This is a genomic window from Gluconacetobacter diazotrophicus PA1 5 (assembly GCF_000021325.1).
In the GTDB taxonomy this organism is placed as follows: domain Bacteria; phylum Pseudomonadota; class Alphaproteobacteria; order Acetobacterales; family Acetobacteraceae; genus Gluconacetobacter; species Gluconacetobacter diazotrophicus.
Map to the genome: position 1 here is coordinate 3,513,847 of NC_011365.1, position 24,639 is coordinate 3,538,485.

The window sequence follows — 24,639 nt, forward strand, 5'->3', positions numbered from 1 at the left end:
GGCGGGCCATAGGGTCCCGGCCGGCGCGGTCTTGCGCTATACTCGGCATCGACGCATATCCCGCGCTTGCGCTTGCATGGCCCGCCCGGCCCGTGCAGCACGCCCCGTGACCGTAATGCCGCGACCGAAAGAACGATGATGAGCGATAAAGTGAAGAGTGCCGGACCCGCCCAGACCGCCCCCCAGGACGTCGCCGCCCTGGAAGGTGCCCTGCATCAGGACCGGGTCCTGATCCTGGATTTCGGCAGCCAGGTCACGCAGCTGATCGCCCGTCGCGTGCGCGAAAGCGGCGTGTATTGCGAAATCTGGCCGTTTTCGACGGACGAGGCCAAAATTCGCGCCTTCGCCCCGCGCGGCATCATCCTGTCCGGCGGTCCGGCCAGCGTGCTGGACGAGAAGGCGCCGCGCATCCCCGACGTGGTGTTCGCGCTCGGCGTGCCGGTGCTGGGCATCTGCTACGGGCAGCAGGCGCTGTGTCATCAGTTGGGCGGCGCGGTGGAAACGCATGAACATCGCGAATTCGGGCGGGCGCATATCGACATCATCGAGGATTGCGCCCTGTTCCGCGGCACCTGGGCGCGTGGCGGGCGTGAACAGGTGTGGATGAGCCACGGCGACCGGGTCACGAAGCTGCCGCCCGGATTTCGCTCGGTCGCGGTCAGCGAGGGCGCGCCCTTCGCCATCATCGCGGACGAGGGGCGGCGCCTGTACGGCGTGCAGTTCCATCCCGAGGTGGTGCATACGCCCCATGGGGCGGCGCTGCTGCGCAACTTCACCCATGACGTGGTGGGCTGCCGGGGCATCTGGACCATGGCCGGCTTCCGCGACATGGAAATCGCCCGCATCCGCGAACAGGTCGGTTCGGGCCACGTGATCTGCGGCCTGTCGGGCGGTGTCGATTCCTCGGTCGCCGCAGTGCTGATTCACGAGGCGATCGGCGACCAGTTGACCTGCATCTTCGTCGATCCGGGCATCCTGCGTGCCGGAGAGGCCGAGGAGGTGGTCAAGACCTTCCGCGGCCGCTTCAACATCAAGCTGGTCCATCGCGATGCGTCGGACCTGTTCCTGTCGGCCCTGGAGGGCGTCACGGACCCGGAAATCAAGCGCAAGACGATCGGCCGCCTGTTCGTCGAGGTGTTCGAGGAAGAGGCCGCGAAGCTGGGCGGCGCGGACTTCCTGGCCCAGGGCACGCTGTATCCGGACGTGATCGAAAGCGTCAGCTTCACCGGCGGCCCGTCGGTGACGATCAAGTCGCATCACAATGTCGGCGGCCTGCCCGATCGGATGAAGATGCAGTTGGTCGAGCCGCTGCGCGAACTGTTCAAGGACGAGGTCCGCGAACTGGGGCGTGAACTGGGCATCCCCGAGGCCATAGTCGGCCGCCACCCGTTCCCCGGCCCGGGCCTGGCCATCCGCATCCCGGGCGCGGTGGATCGCGACAAGCTGGCGCTGCTGCGCCGGGTGGACACGATCTTCCTGGAGGAAATCCGCGGTGCCGGCCTGTATGACGCGATCTGGCAGGCCTTCGCGGTGCTGCTGCCGGTCCGCACCGTCGGCGTGATGGGCGACGGCCGCACCTACGACTACGCCTGCGCGCTGCGCGCCGTCACCAGCACCGACGGCATGACGGCCGACGTCTTCCCCTTCGACATCGGCTTCCTGAACCGCGTCGCCAGCCGCATCGTCAACGAAGTCCAGGGCGTGAACCGCGTGACCTACGACATCACCTCGAAGCCGCCTGGCACGATCGAGTGGGAATGATTCCTCCCTATCCGGCGGCGTCCCGCAGTTTCTCGGAAAACAATATAAAACATTGATAAAAAATAAATTTATCGATGTTGGCATGGACCGTCGGCCGGCAGAGATGCCTGCCGACGGTCCATGCCCGCATTGCGGAAGTCGATTTCGGAGGATGCCGTCAGGGGGGCATCCTGTGACGGTTTTTCTTCATGATCTATTGATAGATATGAATCATATCCGCATCGGGTTCGCGACAATTGCCCGGGCGACATACGGTTCGAGAAACCGGGCGACTAATATTGCAAAGCAGGATTCCTTTTCATACGCATAAGGGCTCGCAGAGAAGATCCTTTGCGAGATGTTCGACCGGCTGAGGGCCGCAGACGGACAAAGTCCACTTTGCGATATGCTCGATATTGACTTCAATGGATGTGCAAAACTGGCACATAGAGGCTTGACAGAAGCAAATTTCTGCAGAAATTTATTGCTGGCCTCAAGAGTAGTCGAAGGACAAAAGCGGGTTTGTGGCAAATGTTCTTCTCCGCAGCGATCTAAGTAAGCTGGTTCTTCTAGAGTGGCGGGGACAGCCCGTCATCCAGAGCAACGGTATTCTTTCCAATTTTTTGGGTACGATTCCACGGACGAGGCTTGGCTTTGCCGAGCCACTGGTCCGGTGGCCTCGTGACAATGAAACCGGCGAGATTACCTGGTACGCCGACGATGGCGAGGGACTGCGCCGCTTGTCGTCGTTTCCCGATGATAAGCGGGGCCAACTGGTTCACGATCTCGGCGTCGAGGTCGCCCGTGTGCGGGAGGCGGCGTCGCGCGCAGGACGCGCCCAGGCGCTGTTGCTCGACCGGGCCTTGGTCATTCCGGATCAAGAGGCGATCTTCACCGATGGCCGGATGTTCCTGTTTGCTCCGTGGGGGATGCTTTTCGGGAATGGGGGCACGCTGAAGACCGAGTCCGAGGGCGTGGATTTCGCGGGCTCGGTGCTTGGGCGGCTGACGGCCGCCGGAAGCGAGCCGGTAGCCACGCGGGTGGGGGGGGAGGACGGTGGAAAGCCGGACCCCCTGGAGATGCCTCCCCCGGATGCCGGTGCCCATGGGGGGGCTCGGGAGCCCATAGGCGCCCCCGGTGGCGCGGCGTCCTCGCCAGCGCGGGCGGTTCCCGTCGCGCCGGTGTCCTATGGGGCACACAGGCCGCTGTCGCGGCCTGTTGCGGCCACGCTGCACGGGCTGACATTCGTCTGCTTTTTCGCCCTGGCGATGTGGGCTGCTTTCTCGATCGTCGCCCATACCCGTATCGTGACGATCGGCGGCCATCCTTTCAGTGCCCTGCCCCGATGATGCAGCTGATCGCCACGACCGATGTCAGGGACATCACGCCGCTTGCATATCGGGGCCAGCGGGTTATCGAACTGTGGTCCGAGTTTTCCCGCCTGTTCGAGAAAATATCCGGCGCCGCGGGTGCCGGACTGCTGGCCGAACCGGAGGATCACGGCAACGGCAGGATCGACTGGTACGGGGCGCCGGGCGCGGATATTCCGCAGGCGGAGCGTGTCGCCTGGTTCGTGCGCCTGCGCGCGGAGATCCAGCAGGCGGCCACCCGGCAGGCCGATCGTCTTTCCTCGACCGAGAAGGGCCTGCTGGCCCTGTTACCGCAGGTCTTCTCCATCCCGGACGAGACCTATATCCGCTCGGGCGCGAACGGACCGGTGCTGGTCGGATGGGGGCATCAGGCGGTTACCCAGAAGCTGGCCCGGGTCGATATCACGGGCGAGGGCCGGCCGCCGCCTCCTCCGCCCCCGCCCCCCAAGGCGTCCCCTGCGCCGCCGGTGGTGGAGCGGATGGAGATCCTGACGCCCCCGCCCGCCCCCGCCCCGCCCCGCCTGCCCGGCGCCTGGCGGGAATGGGCGGTCGTGCTGGGAATGCTGGGGGGACTGGCCCTGCTGATCTGGCTGCTCGCGCATCTCGGCTTCGTCATGGCGCCCTGGCTGTGCCTGCATCCGTCCCTGCCGCTCTGGCTGCTCCTGCTGCTGGCGCTGCTGTTCCTGGGCTTGCTGGCGTCGCGCCTGCCCTGGCGCGCCTGGGGCGATTTGTGGCGGGTCCGCAGGGTCGGTGCCCTCGGGGGCGTGCTCCAGGTCGTGTTGTGCTGGGGGGACCTGAACGACCTCGATCTTCATGTCATATGCCCGGATGGCCAGCGTATCTATTTCAAGAACAGAACGCATGGCGAGGGCCACCTGCTGCGCGATGCCAACGCGCGGCGCGACGGCGCGCCGCCGCCCACGCGCCGACCGGTCGAAACCACCGTCTGGCGCTCGGCGCCGCCGCCCGGATTCTACACCGTCATCGTCGATCCCTTCGCCATGCCGGCCGTCGCTGCCAGCCGGTTCAGCGTGACGGTCCGCTATCGCGGCGCGGTCCTGGTCTCGCACCGGGGCACCGTGTCGGCGGGTGAGCGCATGATGCCGATCTGCAATTTCGATATCCCGGCATGACGCTGCAACTGGACAGGACGCCCGGGGCGGTATCGGGCACGCACCAGGATTTTCTCGCCGCGGTCGGGGAAAGGCTGGGGCCGGCGCATGCGGCGTTCTTCGCGACGCCCCTCTCGGACGGCGGCGGGACGGCATGGGTCGTCCAGGGTGGCGATAGCCGGGCGTTCGCGGATCTCGACCCGGCGGATCGCGAGGCGTTGCGCCGTTATGCGGGTTCGGTGGTGTCGGACATCCGGCGGGTCGCCGAAGGGGAAAATAGCGTCATCCGGCGGCATTTCGCCGCGATGCGGCGTATTCCGTCGCTTGATTACCTTTATGCCGTGGATGGTCGCGCGGTCGTCACGCGATGGGGCGCCGCCCAAGGGCACGATCCCCTCGGCGCGCTGGACGATGGCAGGTCCTTCGTCATCCGCCAGGGATTTCCCAGGCTGCCACCGCGTCTTCTGTCATCCGCGTTGGCCGGGGCGGCGGCGGGTTTCCTCGTCGCGGCCCTGATGCTTGGAGCCATGCCGGCGGCACCGGCCTGCGTAGCGCCTGCAACCGCAGACCTGCCCCAAGGAAAGTGGCAATCTCATGACCTGTCCATGCTGAGAGGATGTTGGCACAGGATCAGCAACATGGTGGTGACGGATATTCGCACCAATGCTGAAAATCCCGTCGCAGAATGGACGTTATGCTTCGCCGATGACGGAAGGACGGGTCGGCAGACCCTGCATTACAGCAGCGGCGCCGCATGTTCGAGCAACGTCACGGCGCGCTTCGAGGGCGACACGCTGGTGATCTCGGCGGAGCGGTGCGTCGATCATACGCATGATCGGATGTTCGTATTCCTCCGGACGATCTTCCGCTGTACACGGCTGGACGATCTTAAGGCGTCCTGCCCGGCATACGCGGATGATCCGCTGGTGGAAGCGGACCGCGCGTGGGGGCCGGGGGTGTTTCAGCGGTCCGGGTTGCGATGATCCTTCTGACGGATTGCGGCACGGTCGATGGCGATCGTGCCCGAAGGCTACTTGACGAGATTGCTGCCCGGCTCTCTCCGGCGCACGCGGCAATTTTCGCACGTCCGGTTATGTCCCGGGAGGGGGGGACGGACTGGCACGCGGACGGCGAGACAATGAGTCCGGCGGAGCGTCTGGATGCGGACTCGCTGAAGCGACTTCACCGTCATGCGGGCAGCATCCTGTCTGACATCAGGCGGGTCGCGCAGGCGGAAGGCGGAATGATCCGCGACGGATTCGCCGCTCTACCCGCGTTTCCCGAGCGGGGTGGTCTGTTTGCTGTCGACGGGCGACCTGTGATCGTGGGCTGGGGGCGGGCGGATGGCGGTGTTCCTGCCTGGGTGGGCGCATATGACGACGGGCGGGCGCCGGATTTTCCCCGCGCGAGGAGACGCCCGCCGGCGCTGATGCGAACGGCGCAGATCGGCAGCATTCTTGGCTTTGCCCTTGGTGCGGCACTCACGATGCTGATGCCGTTCGATGCAGCCTGCCTGGAGACCCGTGATGTCGCGGCGTGGCAGGCCCATGATCCGCGTGTCGTCAGCGGTTGCTGGCAGCGTATGACCAACCTGGACTCGGCCGAGAATGACGTCCTGACGAAGAACGACTACCGGCTGTGGCAGGTCTGCATCGACCCGGACGGGAAGACAGGACATCTGTCCGTGGACCTGTCGGAGAGGGGACAATGCACGGGCGACGCCACCGCGCGGGTCGAGGGGGACAGGGCCGTCATTCGAACGGCGGCGTGCCCCCTGGCTGGCTCGACCTACCTGCCAAGGGTATTGAGCTGCACACATCGCGACGATGACCATATCGCCTGCACTATTCATGTCGTGGTCGCGGATGAACATCTTCCACCCCAATACCGGCAGGGACACGAGGGGTTGTTGCAACGTGTAAAACCGGCAATAAAGCCGTAAAACAGCGGCCACAGATGACCATGCAGGGACGGGAGCGAGGAAACGGATGCCAGGCTTGATCTCGTTGATTCCCGACAGCCTGATCCAATTCGAGACCATTACGCTGGACGCCGCCGAATGCGGCAGAATCCGGGCGAATTTCTGGGAGGAGTCCACCGGGATCAACGGGGACGGGGCGCCGGAATTCATCCTGCGCGCGCTTGAGGAAGACCCCGAAAGCAGGAACATGGTGTTCCACGCCGATGGCCGCCAGCGGGTGGCGCCGGACGATGCAGGGTATGTCATCAGGCGCAAGGACATTTTCGAGGTTTTCGAGAATGAGTGGGTGCCGCTGCCGTATCTTGCGCGGATCGGAAGCACCGACAATGAGGGATTTCGCCCCGGTCCGGCAAACTGGGTCAGGGGCCGGCTGCGCCGCACGGAAACCCGGGAAGGGGAGGAGGCGATTCTCCTCAACATCGCCTTCGACACCACGGTCGCGCCGCATTTCGACGGGCGCTACTTGGCGCCGACCCCCGATGACGAGGCGCGGGGCCAGAAATTCGCGTTCGTCGCCGACCTGGAAAGCATTTCCTGGCTGATCGACAGTTCCTGGCTGAAGGACTGGCTGGAGGAATTGCAGCGCGAGGCCGCGCTTGCCGTCCCCGGCCGGAAGCGCCCGGCGCCCGAGGAGGAGGAAAAGCAGCCGGTCCTGAAGCATCTTGCGACCTATTTGGCCTTCCTGCGGATGGTGGCGCAGGCCGGAGCGCCGCCGATCGCGCAGATCCTGACGGTGACGAACGAACCGCCGGTCGCGGTCGATCTGGTGCTGGATCTGGGGAATTTTCGCAGTTGCGGTATCCTGATCGAGGAACATCCGGGGACGCGCCAGCGCGAAGCCGACAGCTACGTCCTGGAACTGCGCGACCTCGCCCAGCCTGAACTGGCCTATGGCGACCCGTTTTCCAGCCGGATCGAGTTCGGACGGGCGACGTTCGGGCGGGATTCCCATTCGCGCCGCTCCGGCCGGCCCCATGCCTTCGTGTGGCAGAGCCCCGTGCGGACCGGGCCCGAGGCCGAACGGATGATGGGGGCACGGATCGGTAACGAGGGGCTGTCGGGCCTGTCTGCTCCCAAACGCTATCTGTGGGACACCCGGCCGTCCGACCAGGGATGGCGCTTCAATAATGGCCTTAACCGAGACGGCCAGCCGTCCGATCCGGCGGTCAACGGCCCGTTCCGCCGTGCGATCCAGGAAACGCTGGGCGCCCAGCGGCGGTTCAGGGTCAGCCTGGACGACGTGAAGGCGGCGCAGCCCGTGGGGCCGAGCGTGCTGTCGCGCAGCCTGCTGTTCATGCTGATGTTGAGCGAACTGATCATGCAGGCGATCATGTATATGAATTCGCCGGGCTTTCGGTCCAAGCGGCGGGACAGCGCGCGTCCGCGCCTGCTGCGTTCGGTGATGCTGACAATGCCGCCTGGAATGCCCGTGGCGGAACAGCGGATTTTCCGTGCCCGGGCCGAGGCGGCGATCGCGTTCGTCTGGAGCGTGACGGGGCGCACGGGCAAGCCGCCAACGCTGCGCGCCGAACTGGACGAGGCCACGGCGACGCAGATCGTCTGGCTGCATAACGAGGTGACGGAGCGGCTCGGCGGCCATGTCGAGGCGCTGTTCGATCTATATGGCGACGGCCGCGTGGGCGAGGACGGGCGGCCGGCAGTCCGTGTCGCGAGCATCGACATCGGGGGCGGCACCACCGACCTGATGATCACGACCTATACCCATATAGGGGGCGACGCGCTGTCCCCGCACCAGGATTTCCGCGAGAGCTTCAAGATCGCCGGGGATGACCTGCTTGAACGTGTCATCCTGACCGTGGTGCTGCCCCCGTTGGAAAAGGCGCTGACCGACGCGGGCATCGCCGAGGCGCACCAGCTTCTGGTCCGTCTGCTGGAACGGGATTACGGCAACCAGGACGAGCGCGACCGTCACCGCCGCAGGCTGTTCGTTTCGACCGTTCTCGAACCCACCGCGCTGCGGGCGCTGAGCCTCTACGAACAGGTGGACGACCTGACGCAGGGGGGAATCGGGCGATTCGCGCTGGGTGACGACACGGTGGCCCGTAGGGATGACGACCATCGGAAACGCTGTGCCGCTTTCCTGCGCGAGCAGGTCGATACCCATATGCGTGGCCTGAACATCGGCGACGGCCCGCCCGATTTTGACCTGTTCGGCGTGGTGGTCGAGGTCGAGGTGGAAACGATCGAGAAGGCGATCCGCGCGACGCTGGATACGGTTCTGGGCAGCCTCACCGAACTGGTCTGGGCCTATGGATGCGATGTCCTGCTGTTGTCGGGGCGCCCGTCGAAGCTGCGCCGGGTGAGGAACCTGGTCACGGGCGCGATGCCCGTCGCCCCGCACCGGATCGTCGCGATGCACGATTACACGGTGGGCCGGCACTATCCCTTCACGGATTCCGCGGGCCGGATCAGCGACCCCAAGACGACCGTCGTCGTCGGTGCGGCGCTGTGCATCAAGGCCGAGGGAAAGCTCCAGAATTTTGTCCTGAGAACGGGGAAGCTGGTCATGCGCTCGACAGCGCGGTTCCTAGGCAGGATGGAGCGGACCGGAATGATCCGCAAAGCCGATATTCTGCTGGAGAACGTCGATCTGGACGATCGTCCCAGCGACGAGGATATCCGCTTCCCGCTGGGGGATTTCGAAGGAATGACCATGATCGGTTTCCGCCAGCTCCCGCTGGAGCGGTGGACGACGACGCCTCTTTATTGCGCGGAGTTCGCTGCTGGCACGCGCGAGGAAACGCAGCGCCTGGCCATGCCGCTGACCATCGAATTCGACCGGAAACCCGATATCGAGGACGCCGAGGAAAAGGGTGATTTCTCGGGACGCGAGGATTTTAGCGTCAGCGAGATTACCGATGCCGACGGGCAGCCTGTTCGTCGCAGCCTGATCATCCTGCGCTTGCAGACCACGCTGAACCCCGAAGGCTACTGGCGCGATACCGGGTGCCTGACGCTGGGAGCGACCCTGCCGTGACGACACTCGTCGAACGAACCGCGACCCTTGCCCGGCTGGCGGCGGAGGCCGCGGACTGGGTCGAAAACCATGCCCCCGAAGCCGGGGCGGACTGCCGCAAGGCGCTGCGCCGGGAACGGCGGGTCGCGCGCGGGCTGAAGCGGGCGGTCGCGCGGCGGGCGACGGTTGCGGTCTATGGCGCGTCACAGGCGGGAAAATCGTACTTGATGTCCAGCCTTTCCTGTCCCGCCGAAGGGGCGCTGGAAATCAGCTATGGCGACCGGACGCTGGATTTCCTCAAGGACATCAACCCGCCCGGCGGCGATGAATCGTCGGGGCTGGTCTCGCGCTTCACGCTTGTCCCGCCGCAGCCGCCGGCCGGTGCGCCGCCGGTGCCGGTCCGCCTGCTGTCGGTTTCCGATATCGTGCGGATCGTCGGCAATGCGTTCCTGTCCGATTTCAAGCTGATCGGGGTCTCGGTACCGCTCCTGTCCGAAACCATGCGGATGCTGGAGGACCTGCCCCGCTCGGAGGGAAAGGGGATTCTCGACATCGATGATATCGAGGCCCTGCGGGAGTATTTCGCGCGCAAGTTCGGCGATAAATCATGGATCGCCGAACTGCGCGATGGGTACTGGGACTGGCTGGCCGGGCATGTCGGCGCGCTGGCCCCGCCTGCGCTGCTGACGGCGCTTTCCCCGCTATGGGGGCAGGTCGGGGAACTGGGCCGCTATGCCGGGGAACTGGTCGATGCGCTGATTGCGCTGGGGCAGCCGGAACTTGCCTTCTGCGGGGTCGAGGCGCTGGTTCCGCGATCGGACAGCGTGCTCAATGTCTCGACCCTGTTCCGGCCGCCGGAAGGGGCGGGGCCGGTCCGGCTGGTCGGGGAGAAGGGAACGGCCGCGACCCTGCCGCGCAATGTGGTCTCGGCCATTATTTCCGAACTGGTAGTGCCGGTGTCCGCTGCCCGCTGGGACTTCATGCAGCACACCGACCTGCTGGATTTCCCGGGCGCCCGGTCGCGCCTGCAAATCCCCGAAATCGCGGCAGCCAGGGGGCAGGAAGGGACGCTTTTCCTTCGGGGGAAGGTCGATTACCTGTTCGAACTCTACCAGGCCAACATGGAAACGACGGCGACCCTGCTGTGCGTTGCGGATTCGGCACAGGAAGTGACCGGCCTGCCCGCGATGATCGAAAGCTGGATCGACGATACGATCGGCCGGACGGCGGCGCAACGGCGCGGGCAGGCCGACGCGCTGTTCGTCATCCTGACGAAATTCGACCGGCAGTTCGAGGAAAAGGGCGGTGCGGACGAAAGCAGCAGCGACGTCTGGGACAAACGGCTTGAAGCGTCGCTGACCAATTTCTTCAAGTCGTCCTGGGTCGAGGAATGGAAGCCGGGGCAGCCGTTCAACAATGTCCAGTGGCTGCGTGCCTCCACGGTGGGCAGCCTGTACCGGCGTGATGCGTTCGGGCGTGAAGGCGAAATGCTGCCGGAGGTCACGGACAGGATCGACCGCCGGCGGGCCTCCTACATGACCAGCGACATCGTACGGAAGCACATCCGCGATTACGGGCGGGCGTTCGACGAGGCGATCCGGCGGAATGACGGGGGCGTCAGCTATCTCGCCGGACGGCTTCACGAAATCTGCGAAAGCACGGTCCGTGCCGAGCAATTGGAAGCCCGGCTGAAGCAGTGCGTTGCGAACGTGCTGGGCCTGATCCGGCCCTTTTATCACGACCCGTCAACGCTGGACGCGGGCGAGGAAGCCCGCAAGGCCGTCGCGTCGATCGCGCTGGCGCTGCGGGAACTGCATCGCAACCGTCTGCTGGGGGCATTCTTCCTGGGCCTGGGGCCGGACCGTGAAGCCGTGATCGCGCAATGGCGCGACTTCGCGGAAACCGATGCCGAACCGCCCCCGGTGCCGGAGGACGATCCGCTGGCCTTGATCCTGGGGGACGCCGTGCCCGCGCCTGCGCCCGCCGTGCGCGAGGACCAGCATGACCGCTTCGCGGTGCGGGTCATGGCGCATTGGGTGAAGGAGTACCTGGCCGCGCTTCCCGGCGAACGCAGCCGTCGCTTCGGGCTGGAGGACCACGCCGCGCGCCAGTTTTCGGAACGGATGGAAGCCCTGGCGCGCATGCTGGGCCTGCAGGGGCGGATTGCCGGGGCGTTGCGCCGCGACTGCAACCATGTGAACAGACTGAACCTGTCGGGGGAAAAACAGTCGGTCATCTGCGTGGAACTGATCGGCCGGTTCCTCACCGGGTTGGGCTACACGGACCAGCCGGCCGCCGACAGGCCGCGACGGGTCAATTCCGACCTGCCGATCTTCGACCGTCCGTCGCCCCCGTCCGGCCTGCCCGCCCTTTCGGAAAAGCCTTCTGTCTATCTGGACAGTTTCTTCCATGACTGGGTCTTGGCGCTGCGCACGCGGTTCGAGGAAAGCGGTCCGCAATTCGACATTGCGGCCAACGAACGACTGGGGACGGTCCTAAGCGAACTGGGGACGGTGGAAGCATGAACGACGAGATCATCGTCACGCCTGGGCCACATGTCGAAGGGGCGACGATCGTCCTTCCCGGGCGGGCGGCCGAGGATTCGGAACGGACGGTTACGCTGAAGGTCCCCGGCGACCATCCCGAAGTGAAGGGGGAATGCACGCTGGCCACGGAAGGACGCGACCTGCTGGTCCGGATTCCACCCGCCGTGGCGCGTTCTTTCGAGCCCGATAGCGGCTATCAGGTCGAAATTCCCGAATTGCGGGTCAGCGGCGACATTCTCGCCTGGCCGGCCCTGCCCGTGTCCGGCAAGACGTACGCCGAGCTTGAGGCGGAAGCGCGGGCGCGGCGCACCGCTTCGGGCGACGATCCGGCGCCGGGGGCGGCGGAAAAGGGTCTGGACCCCGTAGCGCCTCCCGTACCGCCACTGCCGGAGGCACCCCCTGCCGGCAGCGACGGGGTGGCGAACCGGTGGGGTGGGAAGTGGACGCTGCCCGTTTTGGGCGGCGGCGCGGTGCTGGCGATCGCGGCGGCGGCGTTCTTCCTGCTGCATCGGTCACCGCCCGCCGTCGCGCCGCTTGCTTCTCCCCCCGTCGCGTCGGCGCGCGCGCCCTCCGTGGGGCCGGCCGCGGCATCGTCCGCCGCCCTGCCGTCGCCGCCGTCCCCGCCCCCGGTACCGTCGGACGGACTGGTCGGATTGTCGGTTCCCGCCGTGATCGCGCAGGCCGGAACGGCGTCGGCGATCGAACAGGAAGGGGAGCGGCGGCTGGCAAACGGCAAGCCGGATGACGGCGTGCTGCTGATGGAGGCAGCGGCGACCCGTGGCGACGTCGGCGCGATGACCCATCTGGCGCATCTGTACGATCCCACGGTCTTCGACCCGCATGGACCGGTTCCCAGTCCCGATATCCGTGAATCGGCCCAGTATTACCAAAGCGCGGCCAAGGCCGGGGATACGGACGTGGCCGCCGACCGCGCACGGCTGCATGACGCGCTGGAAAAGCAGGCCGGCACCGGTGACATGGGGGCGCAACTGGCGTTGAAGGATTTCTGGCCATGACGGCGCGCGGGTTTTTCGTCGCCACTGCGTTCTTCGCTTGGATGCTGCCGCAGGCGGGCCTGGCGGCGGGCCTGACGCCGCTGCTCCAGCCGGGCAAGCACAGCCTGTACCAGCGCGTCATCACCCGTCCGGGCGCCACCATGGCGGCGGACGAAACCGGCAATGCCCCCAAACCGGTCGATGGGTTCGAGGCATTCTACGTCTTTGCCCGCGGCCATGACCGGATACAGGTCGGCAGCAGCGTGTCCGGCCCGGCGCTGGGCTGGATCGAGGAGAGCAGGACGATCCCATGGCCGCACGCCATGATCGCCACCTTCACCAATCCCGCCGGGCGTAATCGCACCCTGTTTCTCGACACGCCCGGGCATGAGCAGGATCTTCTGACCGCGCCGGATTCCGGAGCGCGGGCGGCCGCGCTGCTCAAGGACGCGCAGGCGGGCAAGGCAGGGCCGGTGGTGGCGGTCGAACCAGAAAACTATGTCGATATCGCGAAGAATTTCTATCTTCTGCCGATCCTCGACGCCACGGTGACAGACCGTGACAGCGGGCCGTCGGTCCATATGCTGCACGTCATTTCCGCCCCGGCCACCAGCACGGGGACGCGACCGCCTTCCTCGCCCGAGGCGCTCAGGCAGTTTCGGGCCGGCCTGGTGTTCGTGATCGATACGACGGCGAGCATGCAGCCCTATATCGACCAGACGCGCGCGGCGATTGGCGACATCGTCCATACCGTGCAGAACACGGCGGTCGCCCAGAATTTCCGTTTCGGACTGGTCGCCTATCGCGACAGTCTGGCAGATACGCCGGGGCTCGAATACGCCACCAAGGTTTATGCCACGCCGGACCTCGGTCAACCGATCGACGCGGTCTTGCCCGCTATTTCCGGCGTGCATGACGCGTCCGTTTCGTCATCGAGCTTCGACGAGGACGCGGTGGCCGGTGTCCGGGCCGCCATTGATAGCGTGAACTGGGACCAGTTCGGCGGCCGCTACATGGTCCTGATCACCGACGCGGGCGCGCGGGGTGGCGACGATCCGCACAGCCTGACGCATCTGGGCATCGACGAGGCGCGGCAGCTTGCTGCGGCCAAGGGCATCGCGCTGTTCGTCGTGCATCTGCTGACGCCGGCTGGCGATACGGCGTACGATCATGCCCATGCGGCGTCGCAATATCGCGCCCTGTCGAAATTCGGCACCGCCGGCAGCCTCTATTATCCCGTCGCGGGCGGGGCGCCCGAGGCCTTCCGTCCGGTGGTGCAATCCCTTTCGACGTCGCTGCTCCAGCAGGTCGCGGACACGACGGGCCGGCCGGTTGCCGGCCTGACGCCCCAGGGCGCGAAGCCCGACCCCAGGACCGCCGTCGTCAGCCAGGCGATGCGCCTTGCCTATCTGGGACGGGCGCAGAATACGGCGGCGCCGGATGTGGTGCAAAGCTATACCGCGGACCGCGATCCGGCGGACGCCCTGCACAAATCGGTCGATATTCGCGTGCTGATGACGCGCAACCAGCTGTCCGATCTGGCGGCCGCGCTGCGCACCATCCTGGATGCCGGCATCGCTGGCCGCACCGCGCCCGAGACGTTCTTCACCCAGCTCCAATCGGCTTTCGCCGCATCCGCGCGCGACCCGTCGGCCATCCGGCATGTCGACAGGATCGGGCCGCTGCTGGGCGAATATCTCGATGGGCTGCCGTACAAGTCCGACATTGCCAGCATCACGCAGGATTCGTGGCTGGCGATGGGGGCGATCGCGCAGCGCACGATCCTGAACAACATCTCCAGCCGCCTGCGCCTTTACGAGGAATTCGATTCCCGTCCCGAATTGTGGGTTCATCTGGGCCACGCGCAGGACGCGGGCGAGGCAGTCTATCCCGTACCGCTGGAGGCGCTTCCCTGACCGCCGGGCCTGTTCTCCTTCGTGCCCAGGCGCTGGAATGGCGATCCCCCGACGGCAGCTTTGCGCTGTCGGTGCCGGAATTCATCCTGCGCGCCGGTGATCGCGTGGCCATCGTCGGGCCGTCCGGCTGCGGCAAAAGCACGTTGCTCGGCCTGCTGTCGCTCGCGCTGCGGCCGCGCGCGGTCGGAAGGCTGGAAATCGGTGGCCAGGACGTTTCGCCCTGCTGGAACGGGCAGCACGGCGCGGCAGCCCTGGGGCGGATTCGCGCGGCCGGCATGGGGTTCGTGCCCCAGATGAGCGCTCTGCTGCCGTTCCTGTCCGTCCGCGCGAACATCGCGCTTCCGCTGGACGTGCTGGGCCGGACGGATCGCGCGCGCGTCCAGGACCTGGCGGCGCGGCTGGACATCCTGGGGCAACTCGACCGCATGCCGGTCACGCTTTCCGTCGGCCAGCGCCAGCGGGCCGCGATCGCCCGCGCGGTGGTCCACCGGCCCCGCCTGGTCCTGGCGGACGAGCCGACGGCGGCCCTGCATCCCGACCAGGCGGCCGGGGCAATGCGGCTTCTGTTCGACCAGGGCGGCGCGGACTCGGCGGTGGTCATGGTGACGCATGACGGCGCCCGGGCGGCCGAAACCGGGTTTTCGATTGTCAGCGCCGTGCCGCATGTGGGCGGCGCACGGATTGCGACCGCCGGGGCCGGACAGGCGGCATGAAGCAGATGCTGCTGATCGGAAGGCTGGCGTGGCGGGACGTGCTGTCCGAGAAGATCATGGCCCTCTGCCTCATCGTCGGTCTGGCGGCTACGGCGGCGCCGCTGCTGGTCATCGCAGGATTGCGCGCCGGCCTGGTCGAGGGATTGCGGGCCTCGCTGCTGGAAGATCCTAGGATTCGCGAAATATCGAATGCCGGCAACCGGGATTTCGATGCCGCATGGCTGGCGGCGCTGGGCCGCCGTCCCGAGGTCGTTTTCGTCAGCCCCCGGACCCGGACCCTGGCCGCCAGCGCGCTTCTCGTTCCCCCGGACCGGCCGCAGGATGCGCGGCGGGTGGAGCTTCTGCCCTCGCACGCCGGTGACCCGCTGCTGACGCCGGCAGACATGCCGGCCGATCCCTCCGGCATCGTCCTGTCGGCGCCGGCGGCGGCGGCACTGCATGTACGGGCGGGTGACGGGCTGGACCTGCATGTCGCACGGCTGGGGGAAGGCGCGGCGCAGGAAATCCTGCCCGTGCGGGTCGCGGCGGTGGCGCCGCAGCGCGCCACGGCCCACGATACGGCATTCGTGGCCCTCCGGCTGGCCCAGACGGTGGAGGTCTTCCGCGAGGACCCGCTGTCCTGGCCCGACGCCTGGGCGAAGGCCGGGCAGTCGGCACATGTATGGGCCGGTTTCAGGCTGTATGTGCGCCGTCTGGACGACGTTCCGGCCGAGGATGCCGCCCTGCGCGCGGCGGGAATCGACGTCGTGTCGCGGGCGGGGGACGTGTCCGGCCTGCTGACCCTCGACCGTCGCATGACCTTGCTGTTCCGGCTGACCGCCTGCATGGGGGTCGCCGGATTTGTCGCCAGCCTTGCGGCGGGGCTGTGGGCGAATGTCGAACGTAAGCGGCTGTCGCTGGCGACCTTGCGTTTCGTCGGGGTGCCGTTCCTGGGGGGATTTCCGCTGATCCAGGCGCAGATCCTGGCGATCGGCGGCATCGCGCTGGCCCTGTGCGGCGCGGCGCTGGTGGGGCGGGTGATCAATCATCAGTTCGCGCAAGTCCTGCCGCCCGGGCATCCGCTGTGCATCATTGACGGGCGGCTTTGCGTCCTGGCCAGTGCGCTGACGATCGCCGGGGCGTTCCTGGCCTCGGCGGCGGCAGCGTTCCGGGCGGGCCGCATCGATCCCTGGGAAGGAGTCAGCACCCCGTGAAATCCTCCATCGTCCTGTGTCTCTGTGCCATGGCGGCCGTGTCCCTGCCCGCGTCGTCCCGGGCGGATACGTCGTCATGGGACGCGAAATTCGTCGATCCCCATCCGTTGTCCGACGATTTGAAGCTGCCGCTGCCATGCGGCGGGGGAATGGTGTTCCGTCCTGTCGACGTTCCCGGCGGCGACGGGGTGCTGGACGATACCGAAATTACGGTCGGACGGCCGGACACGGCGGACGGCTATAACCAGTTCATCCGGCGGACGTACCTCGCCGCTCCCTTCCGGGTGCCGGGGCATCCGGAACTTCGCCGCTATTATATCGCCAAATACGACGTGACGGAAAACCAGTATGCTGCCCTGTCGGGGTCCTGCACGCCCCCGACCCGGGCGGGGCAGAAGCCCAGGACCGGCGTCTCGTGGGACGAAGCGGTGACCTATGCCAGCAGGCTGACATCATGGGTGCTCGCGCATCAGGCCTCGGCGCTGAAGATAGACGGCACGCCCGGTTTCCTGCGGCTTCCGGTCGATGACGAATGGTCTTACGCGGCGCGGGGCGGCATGCGCGTCAAGCCGTCGGAATTCACCGCGCCGCTCTGGCCCATGCCCGATGGCGGGCCGGAAGCCTATATCGCCGCCGGACCGGATATCGGCGAAATGCAGGCGGTTGGGCAGATGAAGCCCAATCCCCTGGGCCTGTATGACATGCTGGGCAATGCCGGGCAGATGATGCTGGACCCCTACCAGCTCAACAGGGTCGGGCGGCTGCAGGGTCAGGTCGGCGGACTGCTGGTGCGGGGCGGCGACTTCCACGCCAATCCGGAAGACCTGACGACGAATATCCGCGTGGAATGGCCGCCCTATAACCCGAAGACGGCGCAGCCGACCCGCGATGCGGCGATCGGTTTCCGCCTGGTCATCGGCGCGGACGCGCTGGGATCGCTGAAGGAAACGCAGGAGGCGCAGAACGAATTCGACGCTCTGTTCCACAAAGCCACGGAAGCATCGGGCGACACGCAGGCCGCGCTTGCCGCGCTGAAGGAACAGTCCCAGGCGGACCCGGCGACGCTGGCCAAGCTCGCGCGTATCGAAAATGCCCTGGCCGCCGACGGCCGCGCGCGTGAGGATGCCGAAAAGAAAACCTTCGGGGCGCAGGTCCAGGCGCTGGTCGCCCTGGGCAATGACATATGGGAAGTCAATCACGCCATCGAGACGATTCGCAAGACGCAGGCGGCCCTCGGGACCCTGACAGCCGCGCAGACACAGCAGATAGAGAAACATCTCGCCGATCGCCAGAAGGAACTCGACGCCACCACGGAAGGTTACCTGGGACTTCTTGAAGCCGCGTCCTCCAGCCCCGCCATCAAGGATGCCGGGTCGATCATCGCGGTCCAGCGCGACGGGCTGCATGCGAGGGGGGAAGATTATCTGTTCGGCATGCTCGCGCTGGCCCAGAAGAACCTGGAGGCACTGCGGGACAGGAAGATGGTCTCGGCCAAGGACGTGCAGGCGGAGGTGGCGAAGATTTCCAGCCAATGAAAAAAGTGCGTGACCGGATAAACCCGGTCACGCACTCGGTCATGTCGTTTTCGTCGCCTCTCGGCTGCTACAGGCCGGAAAGGCTGTCCACGATGGCCTGCTGCTGTTTGTCGGCCCGGGCCTTGTCGGCCGCGTCGTGGCTGCTGGCCAGCTTACCGGCTTCGTTCAGGTTCTGCACTGCTGTCTGGTACTGCGCGGCGGTGATGCGCTTGCTTTGTTCCAGCGCCGCGAGCCGCCCGCGAAGTGCGGCGTTCCGGCTCTGGAAAGCCTGCAGGCGTTGGCGCTGCTGGGCGACGGCGTCCTGTGCCCACGCGGCCTGGTTCTGTGCGACGGCGGCGTTACCTTGCGCCTGCGCCGCCTGAAGGCGCAGGAGGTTGCGTTGCGCGTCCAGGTCCTGGGTTCTCTGCTGGTATCCATTGCCAGCGGAACACCCGATTCCCGTGAACAGGTCGGCGCGATTGGGATCGCATTGCTGCGCTGAGCAGGCGGCCAGCAGCGCCAGGGGCAGCAAACCCGCAAGGCGGGCGCGAGATGCCGGTGCTGTCATCAGCTGACGGTCGGGCTGGCAGAGGCAGTCGGCATTGCGCCGACATCCGCCGTCAATTCATTGGCTGCCCGGGTGATCCTGACCTCCTGCGTCTTAAGCGTTGTGGAAATGGTTCCAGCTTCGACGTTCTTCCGCCCGCTCGCGATATTCTCGGCGCTGGCGGCGGTCTGCGCGTAATGGGCCTGGACCGCCTGCATCGCCGCGATATCTCGACGGTAATTGGCGATTTTCGCCTGGTAGTCCGCAGCCGAAATCTGGTTCGCGGCCAGCTTCTGCCTCAGGACAACCAAGTCCTGCTGTGCCTTCGCCGTAGTCTGCTCGGCTGCGGTGGCGTCCTGCTGTGCCTTAACGACTTCCTCGCGATAGTGTGCAATGGCCTTGTTCGCGCCATCTTCGCTCATTTGCTGAGCCTGGGTCCGGCTCGCCACGGCGTAACCGATTGCACCGCCTAACAGCGCGCCGCCGGCTCCCGCGATCGCTGCGTTCGCTGCGCTATGCGTTGCCAGACCGACGCCGAGCGCTGCCAAGCCGCCAACTAGGGCGGCACCTTCGCCGACAGTGGTGTTGAATTGCGCCTGGCGCTGCCGCAGTTGGTTTTCTTCTGGGCTTAGGGATGAATCGTAAGCAGGCGCTGCGCACGCCGACAAAAGCATGCAGCCCGCGATTGTGGTAAGTGAAAGCTTTCCGAGGTAATAATTCATCTTGCGATTACCAAAGTAAGAGAGTTTATCAAGCGTATCATGCCCCTATCATGAGCACGCTATCATCGCAACGATGGAAAAAAAATCAATATCGCCTCTTCTATGCCAAAGGATTTTTCTTTGGTTTTCTTATGAGGCTAACGCACACATACCTTTGTTACCCTTCTGGGCGCGCATGCCTTGCCACAGGCATATGTCGGGTATGCCGATACCTATATCCGGCGTCTTGCGGAGGATTTTTTGTCGGTAATGGGTCCAACTCGATCATGTGTCCCAGGCGGTCCCACCCGGCAGTTCCTCAAACGGATTGGTTGCTAAAATTTGCGATAGACGGAAAATGACGAATATTGCGGGCCAGTACCGTTATACCAAAGGCCGTAGCCACTGACTCGTGTGTGAAGTGACGAACGGCGCCGGCTCTGATTCTCTTGATTTTGGGAGGATCTGGCAGATGACGAGAGCGGTGAAGCTACGGGATGACTATTCGGCCTCTGAGCTGAGGCGACTTGCGGCGCGCAGCCGGCAGGCGAACGCTGCGCGCCGGCTTCTGGCCCTGGCGGCGATCCGTGACGGGGCCAGCCGCACCGATGCGGCCCGCGTGGGCGGCATGGACCGCCAGACGCTGCGGGACTGGGTTCACCGCTTCAATGCTGAAGGGCCGGATGGCCTGCGCGATCATCTGCACGCAGGGCCGGCCTGCCGTCTGAGTGTCGCACAGCAGACCGAATTGAAGGCCCTGGTCGAGGCAGGCCCGGATCGGCAGCGCGATGGCGTGGTGCGCTGGCGCCGGGTCGATCTGCAACGCGTGATCGAAGAGCGCTTCGGCGTCGTCTATCATGAGCGTCATGTGTCCACTCTGCTGAAACGGCTTGGTTTTTCCTATGTCAGCGCCCGGCCACGTCACCCGGGTCAGGACGCTGGCGTCATGGAGGCATTCAAAAAAACTTCCCCCGCATCCTGAATGCCCATACCGGCCATCTGCCCAAGGGCAAGCCGATCGAGATCTGGTTCCAGATGCTATGAGGGCAGACACCGCCGGCAAGAAAGGCTCAATCTCAAGCGTGTCAGCACCAATGACGAGGGAGTTCCTGCCATGTCATCCGAGAACGCCATTCACATTGCCATCGAACTCAGCGTTTCCTCCTGGCTTGTCGCGGTAAAGACTATCTCGGGAGCCACGAAATCCCGATTGCATCGCCTCGAAGGTGGAGACGCCTCAGGGCTGCTGAAATTGATCGCGGAGCTTCAAACGCGCGCGTCGACCCAGCCGGGTGATGTCGCGGAGGTGTCATGCTGTTTCGAGGCCGGCCGCGATGGCTTCTGGCTGTATCGTTTGCTGACAGCGCACGGCATCGCCGCGTATGTGCTTGAGCCCACGAGCATTCTGGTCAATCGTCGCGCACGTCGGGCCAAGACGGACCGTCTCGACGCGGAAGGCATGCTGCGTGTTCTTGCGGCATGGCTTAATGGTGATCGCCAGATATGCAGCATGGTGCGTGTGCCGACGCCCGACGAGGAGGATGCCAAACGTACACACCGCGAACGCGAACACCTTGTTCAGGAAAGGCTGCGTATCGAAAACAGAATAGAGGCGCTGCTGTTTACCCAGGGCATCCGGGGTAGACCGTCGTTACGGTCCTGGGAACGCGACGTCGCCGCGTTGCGCACGGGCGACGGGCGGGAACTGCCGCCGTTCCTTCGTGCTGAACTCGACCGCCTGCGTCGTCGGCTTCTCCTGGCGTTGGAACTGATCCGAGAACTGGAAACTGAACGGGCCAAGACACTGGACGCCGCAGCGATGGATGACCGTGTGACTCAAAAGATCGTCTCGCTGAAACAGATCCGCGGCATCGGCGAGAATTTCGCTGCCGTTCTCGTTCGGGAGGTGTTCTATCGCCGCTTCGACAACCGTCGCCAACTGGCCAGTTACGTCGGCATTACGCCTATGCCTTATCAAAGTGGCAGCATGGATCGTGATCGAAGCATCAGCCGGGCCGGAAACCCGCGAGCGCGGACGGCGATGATCCAACTCGCCTGGCTTTGGCTACGCTATCAGCCCGCAAGCGGGCTCGCCTCATGGTTTCGTGAGCGCGTCGGCACCTTGAAAGGGCGGACACGCCGCATTGCGATCGTGGCCATGGCGAGAAAGCTTCTGATTGCGCTTTGGCGCTATGTGGAGACAGGATCGATACCGGACGGTCTCGCATTCGGCACCGGAACGACCGCAGAATAGATAGACAGAAGTGCCGCGGGCCGATCAGTCGTCGGCGGCGATACGGGGAACGCGACCGTCTTCTTCTTTGGTAGCGCCACGCTACCGCGTTTCAGGTGGGTCGCGCGTCGTCGGGGCAGAGCCTCGTGCAAGAGGCATTATGGTGCGGGTCGCTCGCGCGATCCGACCGCATGTAAGGTGATGCAGCCGCTGCTGCGATACGGAAGGGCCCCGAGCCCATAAAAGCACCTGACTTAAGACCATAGGGACAGGAGACACGCCATCGCGAAAATACGTTGACACCTGAACCCTCATGTAAGGACGAGGCCCGGATCGGCCAGAAGAACGGCATCGTCCGACAATGGGCCCGGCGTGGCACGCGGCCACGCCAGCCGGCTGATCAGCGCTACGAGAATGCCTGGCTGTTCGGCGCGATCTGTCCGGCGCGTGGCAAAGCCGCCGGCCTGGCGCTCCCGTTCATCGGCACCGCCAGCATGCAACTGCACATCGAGGAAATCTCGCGCTGCGTCGTCCGCGGTGCCCACGCCGTCGTGCTGCTCGATCGCGCAGGATGGCATACCACCGACAAGCTGAAGCTGCCCCGCAATATCAGCCTGATCTTCCTGCCGTCCCGCGCGCCCGAACTGAACCCGGTCGAAAATGTCTGGCAGTTCCTGCGCGCCAACTGGCTGTCCAACACCGTCTTCGACGGCATCGATCATATCATCGACGCCGCCTGTTCCGCTTGGAACAAGCTTGCCGCCCTGCCTGACACCATCCGATCCATCGGACTCAGGAAATGGGCACACACGGGTCAGTACCTATAACCGTTGGTATTAGGCCCTTGCACCTGCATTTGATCCGTCATTGATCACACTCATGGACAGCCTGCCGCTGTTCGTGGCAACCGCTCCCGCAAGCCCTTGCCGGCCACGCGCTCCGTTTCAAGTTCATCCGGTCAAGAGGCCACCAATCGTCCGAACGGCGTCACGTTGCTCAGGCGGATGTATTACTCAATAAGAAAGGACCGCCGCCGTCGGCTTGCCGTGACGCGTCATTACCGATCGCCTTGGCATAGCTGAACTGGGTTCCCTGCATCAGAACTTCCTGCAACTACAATGATCACTATATCATGTAACCGTCGTCAGAACGAGTACAACTGTCCCCGTGCGACGCGGTTACCACCCCCTGTAGGCGGCGACGTTCCTGCGGTCGACCAGTTGCGGCGCTAGCAGGGTGACCTTCTGGGCGGGTTTCTTCCCGTTCAGGATGTCGTAGCCCGTCTGGACGCCCAAGGTTCCCTGTTCGGCCGGGCTTTGGCTGGCCGTGGCTGCGATCAGCGTGTCGGCCTTCAACGCGGTGACGGCGTCGGGCGAGCCGTCCACCGAGGTGATGACGATACCGGTCCGCTTCAACTGGTGCGCTGCCAGGTCGGAGCCGATGGCCTGGGGATCGGATACGGTAAACAGGCCCTGAAAATCAGGGTAGCGCGTCAAGTAACCCATCATGACGTCCATTCCGCCATCGCGGGAGATCTTCCCGTTCTGGTTGTCGGACAGGATCGTGATGTCCGGATATTTGGCCAGGGATTCCTTGCAGCCGTTGACGCGTTCGATCACCGACGAGGTCTGCGGACCGTTCTGGATGATGACATGTCCCTTGCCGCCGATGGCGGATGCCAGGAACGCGCACGATACCCTGCCTGCCTGCGTGTTGTCGGTCTGGATCGTGGCGTCCGCGCCATCGGCCTCCACATCCACGGCCACCACCGCGATCCCGGCCGCCTTCGCCCGTCCCACCGCCGCGCTGACCGCGTGGGGGTCGGCGGCCGCCAGCAGGATGAGGTCGACGCCCGAGGCGATGAAATTGTCGATCTGCGACGATTGTTTACCCAGGTCATAATCCGACGACACCGCCGAGACCTGCGCGTTGGGATTGATCTTGTGCGCGGCGTCGGTCGCCCCCTTCACAAGGGACAGGAAATACGGATTGCCCAGCGAGCCGACCGAGACGCCTACGGTGCGCAGCTCCCGGGCATGCGCCATATGCGCGTCGCAGGCCAGAATCGTTCCGATCAGTGCGATTTCTTTCAGGTATTTCATGTCTTTTTTCCTATTGTACGTATCGCTGTGCGTGGTGACTGTGCATTCCGTATGGGCGGTCGTTTCGAATTTTTGCTGTTTCAGCATCCTGTTTCACCAGGCGTCGGACGTCCCGCCTGTATTGCGAAGGGGTCGTCTGGCGAATCTGGAGAAACTGCCTGTTGAAATTGGACAGGTTGCCGAACCCCGTGGCCGCGCTGATGTCGGCAATCGAGGCGTCTGTTGTCATCAGCAATTGACATGCCTTGCCGATCCGCAGCTTTTTCATGAAGGATACGAACGTATCGCCGGTGGCGCGCCGGAACTGCCGCGAAAACGCGGGTGCGGACAATCCGACCGCTTTTGCAATTTCGGCCTGCTGACGAAAAACGATGTTGTCGTCGATTATATTCCTGATGATGGAATCTATTTTCTCCAGTTCCCTGTCATCCGGGGACAGGGTCAGGCCCGCGCTGCATAACGTCCGGTAAGAGCACTGGGCCAGGTCGAGCAACAGGCCGATGATGGCGGGAATGCGCGCGGCATCGTCCATCGTGCCGAGCCCGGCCAGGCGCGCGCCAAGGGCAGCGACCCCCGGGCCGAGGAATTCGACCCCACGTCCTGACGCCGCGAGAAGCCCGTGCAGAACGTCAAGTTCCGGACAAAGCGTCATCAGGCCCGTGAACCAGGACTTGTTGACCTGAAGAACGATATTGCGGTCCGGTACGCTTTCGCCGGGTGTTACGTCGCTGAACCAGCCGTGCGGCACGTTCGGCCCGATCAGCACGAGGTTTCCCGGCGCGAAAAAGCCGAAATAATCGCCAACCATATACTGGCCGCACCCCTTGGTGATCAGGTGCAGTTCATATTCGGGGTGATAGTTCCACCGCGCGCAGGGCGCCGGATAATCATGCGTATGCCAGACGAAGCTGTTGCGCGGTTCGGGACGCACGACTTCAAAGACGGGTGTCGCGGCGCGCGCCTTCCGGGCGGAATGAGTGCCGTGGACCATTCTTCCGT

General features: G+C 65.1%; 17 protein-coding genes and 2 pseudogenes. 15 read left to right on the forward strand and 4 right to left on the reverse strand.

Features of this window, described 5'->3' with window-relative positions:
- The first annotated feature begins 138 nt into the window (after positions 1-138).
- From guaA to GDIA_RS16170, 12 genes are all read left to right on the forward strand, one after another.
- On the forward strand, positions 139-1,761 hold the full coding sequence (gene guaA, locus GDIA_RS16115) for a glutamine-hydrolyzing GMP synthase (RefSeq protein WP_390614185.1): 1,623 nt from the start codon (positions 139-141) through the stop codon (positions 1,759-1,761).
- A gap of 503 nt (positions 1,762-2,264) precedes the next feature.
- A complete protein-coding gene (locus GDIA_RS16120; RefSeq protein WP_043459062.1) occupies positions 2,265-3,089 on the forward strand; it encodes a hypothetical protein in 825 nt (274 codons plus the stop codon).
- Positions 3,086-4,243: a YfaP family protein gene (locus GDIA_RS16125; protein ID WP_012554823.1), complete on the forward strand. Its 1,158-nt coding sequence runs from the start codon at positions 3,086-3,088 to the stop codon at positions 4,241-4,243. The genes GDIA_RS16120 and GDIA_RS16125 overlap by 4 nt, the downstream gene beginning before the upstream one ends.
- Positions 4,240-5,205, forward strand: coding sequence for a hypothetical protein (locus GDIA_RS16130; RefSeq protein WP_012554824.1), 966 nt, complete (start codon positions 4,240-4,242; stop codon positions 5,203-5,205). Before GDIA_RS16125 ends, GDIA_RS16130 begins: the two co-directional genes overlap by 4 nt.
- Positions 5,202-6,164: a hypothetical protein gene (locus GDIA_RS16135; protein WP_012554825.1), complete on the forward strand. Its 963-nt coding sequence runs from the start codon at positions 5,202-5,204 to the stop codon at positions 6,162-6,164. Before GDIA_RS16130 ends, GDIA_RS16135 begins: the two co-directional genes overlap by 4 nt.
- A gap of 55 nt (positions 6,165-6,219) precedes the next feature.
- On the forward strand, positions 6,220-9,201 hold the full coding sequence (locus GDIA_RS16140; RefSeq protein WP_049762954.1) for a virulence factor SrfB: 2,982 nt from the start codon (positions 6,220-6,222) through the stop codon (positions 9,199-9,201).
- A complete protein-coding gene (locus GDIA_RS16145; RefSeq protein WP_012554827.1) occupies positions 9,198-11,705 on the forward strand; it encodes a virulence factor SrfC family protein in 2,508 nt (835 codons plus the stop codon). Before GDIA_RS16140 ends, GDIA_RS16145 begins: the two co-directional genes overlap by 4 nt.
- The gene (locus tag GDIA_RS16150) at positions 11,702-12,742 is read left to right on the forward strand and encodes an SEL1-like repeat protein (protein WP_012554828.1); all 1,041 of its coding nucleotides are present in this window, start codon (positions 11,702-11,704) and stop codon (positions 12,740-12,742) included. Before GDIA_RS16145 ends, GDIA_RS16150 begins: the two co-directional genes overlap by 4 nt.
- Positions 12,739-14,637, forward strand: coding sequence for a vWA domain-containing protein (locus GDIA_RS16155; protein ID WP_012554829.1), 1,899 nt, complete (start codon positions 12,739-12,741; stop codon positions 14,635-14,637). Before GDIA_RS16150 ends, GDIA_RS16155 begins: the two co-directional genes overlap by 4 nt.
- Positions 14,638-14,708: 71 nt before the next feature.
- Positions 14,709-15,350, forward strand: coding sequence for an ABC transporter ATP-binding protein (locus tag GDIA_RS16160; RefSeq protein WP_012554830.1), 642 nt, complete (start codon positions 14,709-14,711; stop codon positions 15,348-15,350).
- Positions 15,347-16,543 carry an ABC transporter permease family protein gene (locus GDIA_RS16165; RefSeq protein WP_043459067.1) on the forward strand — a complete coding sequence of 399 codons (1,197 nt, stop codon included), beginning with the start codon at positions 15,347-15,349 and terminating at the stop codon, positions 16,541-16,543. Before GDIA_RS16160 ends, GDIA_RS16165 begins: the two co-directional genes overlap by 4 nt.
- A complete protein-coding gene (locus GDIA_RS16170; protein ID WP_012554832.1) occupies positions 16,540-18,078 on the forward strand; it encodes a formylglycine-generating enzyme family protein in 1,539 nt (512 codons plus the stop codon). The genes GDIA_RS16165 and GDIA_RS16170 overlap by 4 nt, the downstream gene beginning before the upstream one ends.
- A gap of 67 nt (positions 18,079-18,145) precedes the next feature.
- On the opposite strand, the gene GDIA_RS16175 is transcribed toward GDIA_RS16170, so the two are convergent.
- Together GDIA_RS16175 and GDIA_RS16180 are read right to left on the reverse strand one after the other, a co-directional pair.
- Entirely contained in the window at positions 18,146-18,625 is a 480-nt protein-coding gene (locus GDIA_RS16175) for a hypothetical protein (RefSeq protein ID WP_012554833.1), read from the reverse strand.
- Positions 18,625-19,326 (reverse strand): hypothetical protein, encoded by a 702-nt coding sequence (locus tag GDIA_RS16180; RefSeq protein ID WP_144880069.1) that lies wholly within the window; start codon positions 19,324-19,326, stop codon positions 18,625-18,627. The genes GDIA_RS16175 and GDIA_RS16180 overlap by 1 nt, the downstream gene beginning before the upstream one ends.
- Before the next feature lie 451 nt (positions 19,327-19,777).
- On the opposite strand from GDIA_RS16180, the pseudogene GDIA_RS18850 reads away from it, so the two are divergent.
- From GDIA_RS18850 to GDIA_RS16195, 3 genes and pseudogenes are all read left to right on the forward strand, one after another.
- Positions 19,778-20,340 (forward strand): annotated as a pseudogene (locus GDIA_RS18850) (IS630-like element ISGdi5 family transposase); the annotation flags it as partial.
- Between the two features lie 79 nt (positions 20,341-20,419).
- Positions 20,420-21,559 carry an IS110-like element ISGdi7 family transposase gene (locus GDIA_RS16190; protein ID WP_012553902.1) on the forward strand — a complete coding sequence of 380 codons (1,140 nt, stop codon included), beginning with the start codon at positions 20,420-20,422 and terminating at the stop codon, positions 21,557-21,559.
- A gap of 296 nt (positions 21,560-21,855) precedes the next feature.
- Positions 21,856-22,365, forward strand: a pseudogene (locus GDIA_RS16195) (IS630-like element ISGdi5 family transposase); the annotation flags it as partial.
- Positions 22,366-22,716: 351 nt separating this feature from the next.
- Here the strand turns inward: GDIA_RS16195 and GDIA_RS16200 are convergent.
- Complete coding sequence (locus GDIA_RS16200; RefSeq protein ID WP_012554835.1) at positions 22,717-23,640, reverse strand: ABC transporter substrate-binding protein; 924 nt, start codon at positions 23,638-23,640, stop codon at positions 22,717-22,719.
- Positions 23,641-23,650: 10 nt separating this feature from the next.
- Positions 23,651-24,631 (reverse strand): AraC family transcriptional regulator, encoded by a 981-nt coding sequence (locus GDIA_RS16205; RefSeq protein WP_012554836.1) that lies wholly within the window; start codon positions 24,629-24,631, stop codon positions 23,651-23,653.
- Positions 24,632-24,639 lie beyond the last annotated feature (8 nt).

Bases quoted from the DNA above. Each gene is read 5' to 3' on its own strand.
- guaA (WP_390614185.1), top strand. From the start codon at position 139: ATGAGCGATAAAGTGAAGAGTGCCGGACCCGCCCAGACCGCCCCCCAG.
- GDIA_RS16125 (WP_012554823.1), top strand. From the start codon at position 3,086: ATGATGCAGCTGATCGCCACGACCGATGTCAGGGACATCACGCCGCTT.
- GDIA_RS16130 (WP_012554824.1), top strand. From the start codon at position 4,240: ATGACGCTGCAACTGGACAGGACGCCCGGGGCGGTATCGGGCACGCAC.
- GDIA_RS16135 (WP_012554825.1), top strand. From the start codon at position 5,202: ATGATCCTTCTGACGGATTGCGGCACGGTCGATGGCGATCGTGCCCGA.
- GDIA_RS16150 (WP_012554828.1), top strand. From the start codon at position 11,702: ATGAACGACGAGATCATCGTCACGCCTGGGCCACATGTCGAAGGGGCG.
- GDIA_RS16155 (WP_012554829.1), top strand. From the start codon at position 12,739: ATGACGGCGCGCGGGTTTTTCGTCGCCACTGCGTTCTTCGCTTGGATG.
- GDIA_RS16165 (WP_043459067.1), top strand. From the start codon at position 15,347: ATGAAGCAGATGCTGCTGATCGGAAGGCTGGCGTGGCGGGACGTGCTG.
- GDIA_RS16175 (WP_012554833.1), bottom strand. From the start codon at position 18,625: ATGACAGCACCGGCATCTCGCGCCCGCCTTGCGGGTTTGCTGCCCCTG.
- GDIA_RS16180 (WP_144880069.1), bottom strand. From the start codon at position 19,326: ATGAATTATTACCTCGGAAAGCTTTCACTTACCACAATCGCGGGCTGC.
- GDIA_RS16190 (WP_012553902.1), top strand. From the start codon at position 20,420: ATGTCATCCGAGAACGCCATTCACATTGCCATCGAACTCAGCGTTTCC.
- GDIA_RS16200 (WP_012554835.1), bottom strand. From the start codon at position 23,640: ATGAAATACCTGAAAGAAATCGCACTGATCGGAACGATTCTGGCCTGC.
- GDIA_RS16205 (WP_012554836.1), bottom strand. From the start codon at position 24,631: ATGGTCCACGGCACTCATTCCGCCCGGAAGGCGCGCGCCGCGACACCC.